This is a genomic window from Streptomyces sp. NPDC051940, assembly GCF_040680895.1.
Taxonomy (GTDB): domain Bacteria; phylum Actinomycetota; class Actinomycetes; order Streptomycetales; family Streptomycetaceae; genus Streptomyces.
This window is the reverse complement of record NZ_JBFAXR010000203.1, coordinates 1-10,365: the sequence shown is the minus strand read 5'-3', so window position 1 is coordinate 10,365 and position 10,365 is coordinate 1. Positions and strand designations below refer to the sequence as shown.

Here is a 10,365-nt window from a genome sequence, read left to right as displayed (position 1 = left end):
CACGACCGCCCGCTGATCATCCTGCACGACCGGGAGCTGGACCGGCTGCGCGACGAGGACCGCAAGCTGGTACGCCAGCTGCAGCGGCCCGTTCTACCGGGTCGCCGCAGCGGCGCCTCAAGGCCGCCCCGCGCATCTGGCGCGGGCGCACGTGCCCACGTACCCGATCCCCCACCAACGCGACGCCCCTCCGACCGGCGCCGCCCCACGCCTTCCGCGCGGGTTGATGGCCCGCCCACCCACCCGGGCCCCCGACCGCCTGGTCACCCCAGCGGCGCCTCAGGGCCCCGCCCGCCCCCGCCGCGCCGGACACCCGCCGCCGGCGGCGGTGACCCCGGCAACCCCGCACGGGTGGCTGTGGGTGGGAGGTGACCCCGCGCCGAAGGCGCGGGGCGTCGGCGGCCACCGACGCGTGACGGCCACCCTGCGAGGACCGCCACCGCCGCCCGCAGGGCCCCGCAAAACGAACGAGCCCCGGAACCACCCCCCGTGAGGGGGACGGTTCCGGGGCGCGCCCGGTGTGGTGACAGCGGCCGGCCGGGAGGCCGGTCAGTGGTGGCCGTGGCCCGAGGTGATCTCCTCGTACTCGCGCACCGTCGGCTTCGGGATCTGCGACTGGTCGCCGAAGTAGTCCTTCGACAGCCGGACCCGGAGCTTCTCCAGCGCCCCCTGCTTGCGCACGACGCCGTTCTCGTCGACGGACGGCCCCGCCTCGAGCGGCTGGTACTGGTCGTGCGCCGTGAGGCGGTACATCTCGCCCTGCGGCAGCGGCTCGTGCACCTCGATGAACTCACCGTGCGGCAGCCGCTTGATGATGCCGGTCTCGCGGCCGTGCAGCACCTTGTCCTTGTCCCGGCGCTGCAGGCCGAGGCAGATCCGCTTGACCGCGATGAAGGTCAGGACCGGGATCACGAAGAGGCCGATCCGGACGAACCACGTGATCGCGTTGATCGAGAGGTGGAAGTGCGTCGCCCACAGGTCGTTGCCGCCCGCGATCATCAGCACGACGTACGCGCTGAGCCACGCCGCACCGAACGCGGTCCGGGTCGGCGCGTTGCGCGGCCGGTCCGCGAGGTGGTGCTCCCGCTTGTCGCCGGTGACCCAGGACTCGAAGAACGGGTACAGGGCGATCAGCGCCGGCAGGATGCCGACCACGACCAGCGGGATGAACACACCGAAGTTGATGGTGTGGCCCCAGAAGTTCCACTCCCAGGCCGGCATCGCGCGGATCGCGCCCTCGGAGAAGCCCATGTACCAGTCCGGCTGGGCGCCCGTGGACACCTGGTCCGGACGGTACGGCCCGAGCACCCACACCGGGTTGATCGACGTCGTACCGGCGATCACCGCGATGACACCGAAGACGAGGAAGAAGAAGCCGCCGGCCTTGGCCACGTACACCGGCAGGAACGGCATGCCGACCACGTTGTTGTTGGTCTTGCCGGGCCCGGCGAACTGGGTGTGCTTCTGGACCCACACCAGGATCAGGTGCGCGACCAGCAGGCCGAGCATGATGCCGGGCACCAGCAGCACGTGGATCGAGAAGAACCGCGGGATGACGTCCACCCCGGGGAACTGACCGCCGTACAGGAAGAACGAGATGTACGTACCGACGATCGGCACGGACAGGATCGCGCCCTCCATGAACCGCACACCGGTACCGGACAGCAGGTCGTCCGGCAGCGAGTAGCCGGTGAAACCGGCGATGCAGCCGAGGACCAGCAGCAGGAAGCCGAACAGCCAGTTGACCTCACGCGGCTTGCGGAACGCGCCGGTGAAGAAGACGCGCATCATGTGCAGGCCCATGCCGGCGACGAAGATCAGCGCCGCCCAGTGGTGGATCTGCCGGACGAGCAGACCGCCGCGGACGTCGAAGCTGATGTGCAGCGTCGACGCGTACGCCTCGGTCATCCGGATGCCGTGCATCGGCGCGTACGAGCCCTCGTACGTGACCTCCGCCATCGACGGGTGGAAGAACAGCGTCAGATAGACACCCGTGAGGATGACGATGATGAAGGTGTAGAGGCAGATCTCGCCCAGCATGAAGGACCAGTGGTCCGGGAAGATCTTCCGCATGTTGGACTTGGCCAGGCCGTAGATGCCGAGCCGGCCGTCGGTCCAGTCGGCGATCCGCTCGCCCGCGGGCGCCTTGCCGCGGCGGGTCGAGGTGGTTGCAGTACTCATCCGCGCTCCCAGAAACTCGGGCCGACGGGCTGGTCGAAGTCGCCGAGCGCCGTGAGGTAGCCCTCGTCGTCCACGTCGATCTCCAGCTGCGGCAGCGGGTGACCGGCCGGGCCGAAGATCACTCGGGCGCCGTCAGACAGGTCGAAGGTCGACTGGTGGCAGGGGCACAGGACGTGGTGGGTCTGCTGCTCGTAGAGGCTGACGGGGCAGCCGACGTGCGTGCAGATCTTGGAGTAGGCGAGGATCCCGTCGTGACCCCAGTCCGCGGACTTGGCGTCCTTGATCTCCTTCGGCTCGATGCGTACGAGCATCACCGCGGCCTTGGCGATCTGGACGTTGAAGTCGTGGTCCTCGTACTCCAGGCCCTCGGGCATGGCGAAGGACAGCGAGCCCTCGTTGATGTCCTCGGGCTTGAGGGGCTCCAGCGTGTTCATGTTGATGAGGCGCAGGCCCTTCTTCCACATGGTGTGGCGGAGCTTGTCCTCGGGCAGCGGGCCCAGGTCGCGCAGCAGCACGATGCCGGTGAGCGGCACCAGGGCCAGCGCGCCGAACATGGTGTTGCGCAGCATCTTGCGCCGGCCGAAGCCGGACTCGGCGGCGCCCTGCTTGAAGTCGGCGAAGACCTTCTCGCGGGTCTCCTCGTCGGCGGCGATCGCGTGGCGCTCGTCGGCGATCTCCACGTCCGACATCAGCGTGCGGGCCCAGTGGACCGCGCCGGCGCCGATGCAGAACAGGGCGATGCCCATGGTCACACCCAGCATCAGATGCAGGATGCTGACGTGGCCCAGCGGCCAGACGTACTCCACCCGGTCGATCGGGAAGGCGACGAAGCTCGCGATGAAGCCGACCGTGGCCAGCATCGACACGACGAAGAGCAGGGCGACGGTGCGCTCGGAGCGCTGCGCCGACCGCTCGTCGATGTCCTGCTTGCGGGGCTCGTGCGGCGGCAGACCCGGGTCGGCGAAGGGGTGCTCCCCGTCGGCGACGGCTACCGTGCCGTGAGCGCTCTGCTCGCTCGGCAGATGTTCCGTAGACATCTCGTTCTCTGATCCGCTACTCATGACTTCTTGGCCTTTGCGGTGTGCGCGGCAACCCAGACGGCGACGACGACCAGCGCGCCGAGACCGAAGATCCAGCCGAAGAGACCCTCGGCCACCGGGCCGAGACCGCCGAGGTCGAATCCGCCCTCGCTGACGGAGTCCTCACCGTTGACGTCGTCGAGGAACGCGATGATGTCCTGCTTGTCCTGGGACGTCAGCTGCGCCTCGCCGAAGGAGGGCATGTTCTGCGGGCCGGTCTCCATGGCCTCGTAGATGTGCTTGGGCGACACGTCGTCCAGCGGCGGGGCGTACTTGCCCTTGGTGAGGGCGCCGCCCTTGCCGATGAAGTTGTGGCACTGCGCGCAGTTGGTCCGGAAGAGGTCACCGCCCCTGGCGATGTCGCCGCCCTCGGGGGCGTAGTCCTCCTTGGCCGGGACGGACGGGCCGGGACCGAAGGAGGCCACGTAGGCGGCCAGGGCCTCGATCTCGTCGTCCGTGTAGATCCGCGGCTTGCGCGGCGCCTGGGCGCCCGGCTGCTGCAGCGGCATACGGCCGGTGCCGACCTGGAAGTCCACGGCCGCGGCGCCCACGCCGACCAGGCTCGGACCGTCGGTGGTCCCCTGGCCGCCGGTGCCGTGGCAGCTGGCGCAGCCGACCGCGAAGAGCTTCTTGCCCTCCTCGATCTTTTCCGCCTGCGTGGTGCTTTCGCCCTGGGCCTGGGCCTTGTCCGCGGGGGCGAACGTGGCGTACAGCCCCCCGGTGGCCGCCAGCGCGATAAGTAGGACGACAAGCGCTGCCAGCGGATGGCGCCGTCGTGCGGAGAGCTTTTTCACGTCTACCCCGGTGTCAGGATTTCTGTACGTCGATGTGCTTCGTGCGTCTGCGTCCGGCCGGGCCGGTTACTTGATCATGTAGATCGTGGCGAAGAGGCCGATCCAGACCACGTCGACGAAGTGCCAGTAGTACGACACGACGATCGCCGCGGTGGCCTGGTGGTGCGTGAACCTCTTGGCCGCGTACGTCCTGCCGAGGACGAGCAGGAAGGCAATGAGCCCGCCCGTCACGTGCAGTCCGTGGAAACCGGTGGTCAGGTAGAACACCGAGCCGTAGGGGCCGGACGAGAGCGAGATGCCCGCGTGCGAGACCAGCTCGACGTATTCGGTGACCTGACCGCCGATGAAGATCGCACCCATCATGAAGGTGATCACGAACCACATGCGCAGCTTCTTCACGTCGCCGCGCTCGGCGGCGAAGACGCCGAGCTGGCAGGTGAGGGAGGAGAGCACCAGGATCGTGGTGTTGCCGAGCGCGAACGGGAAGTTCAGATGCTCGGTCTGGGTGTCCCAGTACTCGGAACCCATCACCGATCGCAGGGTGAAGTACATCGCGAAGAGGGCCGCGAAGAACATCAGCTCGGAACTCAGCCAGATGATGGTTCCGACGCTGGTGAGGTTCGGCCGGTTGACCGACGGGTGCGCGTGCCCGGTTTCTACTGCTGTTGCTGTCGCCACGTCCGACATTATGTCGGTCGCTTATCCCGGGCTCACTCCGGGGGGTGCCAAATGGAGTGTCGGGCGCCCAGGCGGGTGTGCCGGACCCCCCAACGGCGGTCACCCGCAAGGGGTAACCGGCGCTGTCGCGGGCCCGCCGGACCACGATCTTCCAAGGTACGAAGGCTCCTCGAAACCCCCCGCTGCGGAGTAGGCTCCGGCCAGCAAGGCAGTCATACCGCAAGTGATGCACGTCCAGCCCAACAGGCACAGCGCTAGTTACGCCGGAGGAACGATGCAGTCGACCGCCACCGCGCCGGTCATCGTGCTCGTCTACAGCGACGACGCCAACACCCGCGAGCAGGTCCGGCTCGCCGCCGGACGCCGCCTTGCGGCCGATCTGCCGCCCGTGGAGTACGTGGAGTGCGCCACGCTGCCCGCCGTCATGGAGGAGCTCGCGAAGGGCGGCATCGACGCCTGCGTGCTGGACGGCGAGGCGACCCCGGCCGGCGGCATGGGCGTGGCCCGCCAGATGAAGGACGAGATCTTCCAGGCGCCGCCGGTGCTGCTGCTGATCGGCCGCCCGCAGGACGCGTGGCTGGCGACGTGGAGCCGTGCGGAGGCGACGGTGGCCCACCCGATCGACCCGGTGGCCCTCGCGGACGCCCTGGCCGGCCTGCTGCGCGGGCGTCGGGGCGTCAACGCGGCGTAGTCCGCGGACGATACGGACGACGCGGCGCGGTCCGCGAACGGAACGGTGTGCGGCGCCTCCCAGCCGGCGGGAGGCGCCGCGTCCGTTCCCGTCAGACGGACGGCCGCAGCCGGGACGCATCCGCCGGGCTCTGTCCCTCACGTGTCCCGGCGGTCAGCACGCTGCCCTCGCGCCACTTCTTCCACGACACGTTCCAGTCGCCGAAGCCGTTGCCGAAGGGGTCCATGTCCTCGCCGTAGCTGTTGACGACCTGGACGATGTCGCCGGGGCGGACGTTCTCGAAGAACCACTGGGCGTTGCCGGTGGACATGCCGGTGCAGCCGTGGCTGACGTTGGCGTAGCCCTGGGAGCCGACGGACCACGGTGCGGCGTGCACGTACTCGCCGCTCCAGGTGACGCGGGTCGCCCAGTAGACGTCCATGTTGTAGTCCTCGGACGTGCCGGCGACGCCGATGGAGGCACCGGTCATGCGGACGTAGTAGTCCTGTTCGAGGATCACCTTCTTGCCGTTGCGGGTCTCGAAGCCCGGCTTGCCGGTGGTGACGGGGATCTCGTTGACGAGTTTGTCGTCCCGGTAGAACGACATCTGGTGGGAGCCCGCGTCCGTGACGGCGACGACCTTCGCGCCGATCGCGAGGTTCAGCGGGGCGGTCTTCCCCGCGTACAGGCCCTTGCGCACCTTGATGCCCTCCAGGTTGCTGGAGAGGGTCACCTTGGAGTGCGCCGGCCAGTACTCCTTGGGCCGGTAGTGGAGTTCCTTGTCGTCCACCCAGTACCAGGCGCCCTGCACCTTGGGGGTGGAGACGACCTTCAGGCCGCGTTCGACGACGGCCCGCTGCTCCTTGTTCTTCACCGGCTGGCTGAGCTTGACCGTGAGGGGCTGCCCGACGCCGTAGGTGCCCTTCTGCGGGCCGAACTCGAGCTTCAGGGGCTTGGCGGTCTTGGCGTTGTAGTTGCCCGTACGGAAGGTGTACGTGCGGCGCCCCTGACCCTCCGACTCGTCCTCGGTGCTGACGTGCACCGTGTAGCCGGCGTTGGCGGCGAGCGCGGCGGTGGAGCGCCAGCTGGTGCCGTCGCCGCTCAGTTCGCCGCGCAGATAGCGGCCGTTGGCGTCGCGGGCGACCACGTCGGTGATCCGGCCGCCCCTCCCGGTGGCCTTGACCTCCAGGGGCTTACCCGGATCGAGTCGCTTGGCCCCGTCCCCCGCCGCCCCGGTGAGAGCGACCTGGGTGGAGGCGTCGTACGGCTTCACGGACAGGGGGTGCGAGGTCTGCGAGCAGGCAGTGAGCCCCGCGGTGAGAGGAACCAGCAGCAGTGCGCAACTCGCCGTGCAGGCGGTCGTTCGGCGTCGGGGGGTGTGACTCATGCGACAAAACTATGTAAATCATATTTATCGCACCTTCTGGGTGATCCAGAAGAGGGAGGCACGCACCACCCGAACGGCCCGCGCGGGCCCGCGACAAGAAGCCCGGGCCACGGAAAAGGGGCCCGGGGGCGTGCGCCCCCGGACCCCTGTCCGGACTTCAGCGGTGCGTCACTGGTTCTGGTCCGCGCCGCGGTAGTACTCGAAGACCCAGCCGAAGACGCCGAGCGCGATGAACGGGATGGCGAAGAACACCAGCCACCAGCCGATCGCGATCGAGAGGAACGCGATCGCTCCGCCGAAGCCGAGCGAGAGCGGCTGCCAGGAGTGCGGGCTGAAGAAGCCCAGCTCACCGGCGTCGTCCGCGACGTCGGCCTCCTTGTTGTCCTGGGCGCCCGTGTCGACACGGCGGGCCGTGAAGACCAGGTAGTACCCGATCATGATCGACAGCGCGAAGGCCATGAAGAGGGCGGTGGTACCCGCCGGCTCCTTGGACCAGACGCCGTAGACGACGGCCGCGAGCAGGATGAAGCCCGCCAGCCAGGTGAACATGTGCCCCTGGATCTTCACTTCCCGGCCTCCTTCGAACCACCGGTGAGGGACGCGGCGCCGTGGCCGGCGCCCTCAAGCATGTCGCGGGAGAGCTCCGGGTGGTGCAGGTCGAACGCCGGCGATTCGGAGCGGATCCGCGGCAGGGTGAGGAAGTTGTGCCGCGGCGGCGGGCAGGACGTCGCCCACTCCAGCGAACGGCCGTACCCCCACGGGTCGTCGACCTCGACCTTCTTGCCGTACTTGGCGGTCTTCCAGACGTTGTAGAAGAACGGCAGCATCGACAGGCCGAGGACGAAGGAGCTGATCGTGGAGAAGGTGTTCAGCGCGGTGAAGCCGTCGGCCGCCAGGTAGTCGGCGTAACGCCGCGGCATGCCCTCCGCGCCCAGCCAGTGCTGGACGAGGAACGTGCCGTGGAAACCGACGAACAGCGTCCAGAAGGTGATCTTGCCGAGCCGCTCGTCGAGCATCTTGCCCGTCATCTTCGGCCACCAGAAGTGGAAGCCGGCGAACATCGCGAAGACGACCGTGCCGAACACGACGTAGTGGAAGTGCGCCACCACGAAGTACGAGTCGGAGACGTGGAAGTCCAGCGGCGGCGAGGCCAGGATGACACCGGTCAGACCGCCGAAGGTGAAGGTCACCAGGAAGCCGATGGTCCACAGCATCGGTGTCTCGAAGGACAGCGAGCCCTTCCACATCGTGCCGATCCAGTTGAAGAACTTCACACCCGTCGGCACCGCGATGAGCAGCGTCATGAAGGAGAAGAACGGCAACAGGACGCCGCCGGTGACGTACATGTGGTGCGCCCACACCGTCACGGACAGACCGGCGATCGAGATGGTCGCGCCGACCAGGCCGATGTAGCCGAACATCGGCTTGCGCGAGAACACCGGGATGATCTCGGAGATGATGCCGAAGAACGGCAGCGCGATGATGTACACCTCTGGATGCCCGAAGAACCAGAACAGATGCTGCCAGAGCAGCGCTCCGCCGTTCGCCGGGTCGAAGACGTGCGCCCCGAACTTGCGGTCCGCCTCCAGCGCGAAGAGCGCGGCGGCCAGCACCGGGAAGGCCAGCAGCACCAGCACACCGGTGAGCAGCACGTTCCAGGTGAAGATCGGCATCCGGAACATCGTCAGGCCGGGGGCCCGCATGCAGATGATCGTGGTGATGAAGTTGACCGAGCCGAGGATCGTACCGAAGCCGGACATCGCCAGACCCATGATCCACATGTCGGCGCCCATGCCCGGCGAGCGGACGGCGTCGGACAGCGGGGTGTAGGCGAACCAGCCGAAGTCGGCGGCGCCCTGCGGGCTGATGAAGCCGGCGACCGCGATCAGCGAGCCGAAGAGGTACAGCCAGTAGGCGAACATGTTCAGCCGCGGGAACGCCACGTCGGGCGCGCCGATCTGCAGCGGCATGATCCAGTTCGCGAAACCGGCGAACAGCGGCGTCGCGAACATCAGCAGCATGATCGTGCCGTGCATCGTGAACGCCTGGTTGAACTGCTCGTTCGACATGATCTGCGTACCGGGGCGCGCGAGCTCGGCTCGCATGAAGAGCGCCAGGATGCCGCCGAAGATGAAGAAGACGAACGAGGTGGAGAGGTAGAGCGTGCCGATCGTCTTGTGGTCGGTGGTCGTCAGCCACTTGACCACGACGCTGCCGGGGCTCTTGCGGCGGACCGGCAGCTCGTTCTCGTAAGAGTCGTCAGCTGCGGTCGCGGCACCCTGGGGTTCGTTGAGGATGCTCATGACTTCTTGGGCTCCACGTTCCTGGCGTTCTCCGTCTGCGGGATGCCGGCGGGGATGTAACCGGTCTGGCCCTTCTCGGCCAGCTCCGCGAGGTGCTCGCGGTACCTCTCCGGCGAGACGACCTTCACGTTGAAGAGCATCCGCGAGTGGTCCACGCCGCACAGCTCGGCGCACTTGCCCAGGAAGGTGCCTTCCCGGTTGGGGGTCACCTCGAAGACGTTGGTGTGGCCCGGGATGACGTCCTGCTTCATCAGGAAGGGCACCACCCAGAAGGAGTGGATGACGTCACGGGAGGTCAGCACGAAGCGGACCTTCTCGCCGATCGGCAGCCACAGCGTCGGTCCCGGGTTGCCCGTCTGCGGGTTCTCGGTCTCCGGGATGCCGTAGTCGTACACGCCGCCGACGCCGTCGGAGGGGATCGCCTCGAGCTGCTTGATCGGCAGCGCCTCGATCTCCTTCGGCGGGTTCGCCGCGTCCACGTCGCTCAGGTAGTTGAAGCCCCAGCTCCACTGGTAGCCCACCACGTTGATGACGTGGGTCGGCTTCTCGGAGGTCTCCAGGAGCTTGGACTCGTCGCGGGCGGTGAAGTAGAAGAACACCGAGACGACGATGAGCGGGACGATCGTGTACAGCGCCTCGATCGGCATGTTGTACCGGGTCTGGGCCGGGACCTCCACCTTGGTGCGGCCGCGCCGGTGGAAGATCACGCTCCACACGATCAGGCCCCAGACCAGCACACCCGTGGCGAGTGCAGCCGCCCACGAGCCCTGCCAGAGGGAGAGGATCCGCGGCGCTTCCTCCGTGACCGGAGTGGGCATGCCGAGCCGGGGGAAGTCCTCCCAGGTGTATGAGCAACCGGTCGCGGTTGCGAGGACCAGGCCCGCGGCCAGCGCCTGCGGCAGCCTCCGCCGCATCGTGCGCCGCGAGGAGCGGTCGGAGCCGTTGGGACTCACGTAGCGCCTTCCCGAGAGTCTCTGGCCCGCGGCTCCCCTGCGGGGGGCTTGCGGGCATGGGGTATGGATGTTTACGCGGACCAAACCCTACTGGACGTCATTTCGCGTCGCTCGGGGAGGGTGGGTTGACGCGCCTCCGCACCTCCGTCCGGGGGACGTGTGGCCGGTTCGCCGGTTCCGTTGCGTCGGCTTACGCGCATCCGGCCTTCGGCCGGAGTCCACAAACGCCGGACGGGCTTGGGGGTATGTGGGGGCGCTTCGACGTACTCGCCGGAGCCCGCCGCGCTGCGCGTGCGCATCACCGGATCGAGTGAGCCGTG

The 10,365-nt window shown here is 68.1% G+C and carries 9 protein-coding genes and 1 pseudogene; 2 read left to right on the top strand and 8 right to left on the bottom strand.

Annotated elements, in window-relative coordinates; translation table 11 throughout:
- Positions 1–87, top strand: a pseudogene (locus tag AB0M28_RS38510) (TetR/AcrR family transcriptional regulator); the annotation flags it as partial.
- A 462-nt stretch (positions 88–549) separates the two neighbouring features.
- Here the strand turns inward: AB0M28_RS38510 and AB0M28_RS38505 are convergent.
- The 4 genes from AB0M28_RS38505 to AB0M28_RS38490 form a co-directional block, all read right to left on the bottom strand.
- The gene (locus tag AB0M28_RS38505; RefSeq protein ID WP_365415160.1) at positions 550–2,181 is read right to left on the bottom strand and encodes a cytochrome bc complex cytochrome b subunit; all 1,632 of its coding nucleotides are present in this window, start codon (positions 2,179–2,181) and stop codon (positions 550–552) included.
- Positions 2,178–3,218, bottom strand: a complete 1,041-nt coding sequence (locus AB0M28_RS38500) for a Rieske 2Fe-2S domain-containing protein (RefSeq protein ID WP_365415158.1) — start codon at positions 3,216–3,218, stop codon at positions 2,178–2,180. Before AB0M28_RS38500 ends, AB0M28_RS38505 begins: the two co-directional genes overlap by 4 nt.
- A 20-nt stretch (positions 3,219–3,238) precedes the next feature.
- Positions 3,239–4,054, bottom strand: coding sequence for a cytochrome c (locus AB0M28_RS38495; protein WP_365415156.1), 816 nt, complete (start codon positions 4,052–4,054; stop codon positions 3,239–3,241).
- 66 nt (positions 4,055–4,120) lie between these two features.
- Complete coding sequence (locus AB0M28_RS38490) at positions 4,121–4,741, bottom strand: heme-copper oxidase subunit III (protein WP_365415154.1); 621 nt, start codon at positions 4,739–4,741, stop codon at positions 4,121–4,123.
- Between the two features lie 265 nt (positions 4,742–5,006).
- On the opposite strand from AB0M28_RS38490, the gene AB0M28_RS38485 reads away from it, so the two are divergent.
- The gene (locus AB0M28_RS38485) at positions 5,007–5,423 is read left to right on the top strand and encodes a hypothetical protein (protein WP_365415152.1); all 417 of its coding nucleotides are present in this window, start codon (positions 5,007–5,009) and stop codon (positions 5,421–5,423) included.
- Positions 5,424–5,514: 91 nt separating this feature from the next.
- On the opposite strand, the gene AB0M28_RS38480 is transcribed toward AB0M28_RS38485, so the two are convergent.
- From AB0M28_RS38480 to coxB, 4 genes are all read right to left on the bottom strand, one after another.
- Entirely contained in the window at positions 5,515–6,789 is a 1,275-nt protein-coding gene (locus tag AB0M28_RS38480; RefSeq protein ID WP_365415151.1) for an Ig-like domain-containing protein, read from the bottom strand.
- A gap of 168 nt (positions 6,790–6,957) precedes the next feature.
- The gene (locus AB0M28_RS38475) at positions 6,958–7,356 is read right to left on the bottom strand and encodes a cytochrome c oxidase subunit 4 (protein ID WP_365415149.1); all 399 of its coding nucleotides are present in this window, start codon (positions 7,354–7,356) and stop codon (positions 6,958–6,960) included.
- A complete protein-coding gene (gene ctaD / locus AB0M28_RS38470) occupies positions 7,353–9,092 on the bottom strand; it encodes a cytochrome c oxidase subunit I (protein ID WP_365415147.1) in 1,740 nt (579 codons plus the stop codon). Before ctaD ends, AB0M28_RS38475 begins: the two co-directional genes overlap by 4 nt.
- Positions 9,089–10,045: a cytochrome c oxidase subunit II gene (coxB, locus tag AB0M28_RS38465; protein ID WP_365415145.1), complete on the bottom strand. Its 957-nt coding sequence runs from the start codon at positions 10,043–10,045 to the stop codon at positions 9,089–9,091. Before coxB ends, ctaD begins: the two co-directional genes overlap by 4 nt.
- Positions 10,046–10,365: the final 320 nt, after the last annotated feature.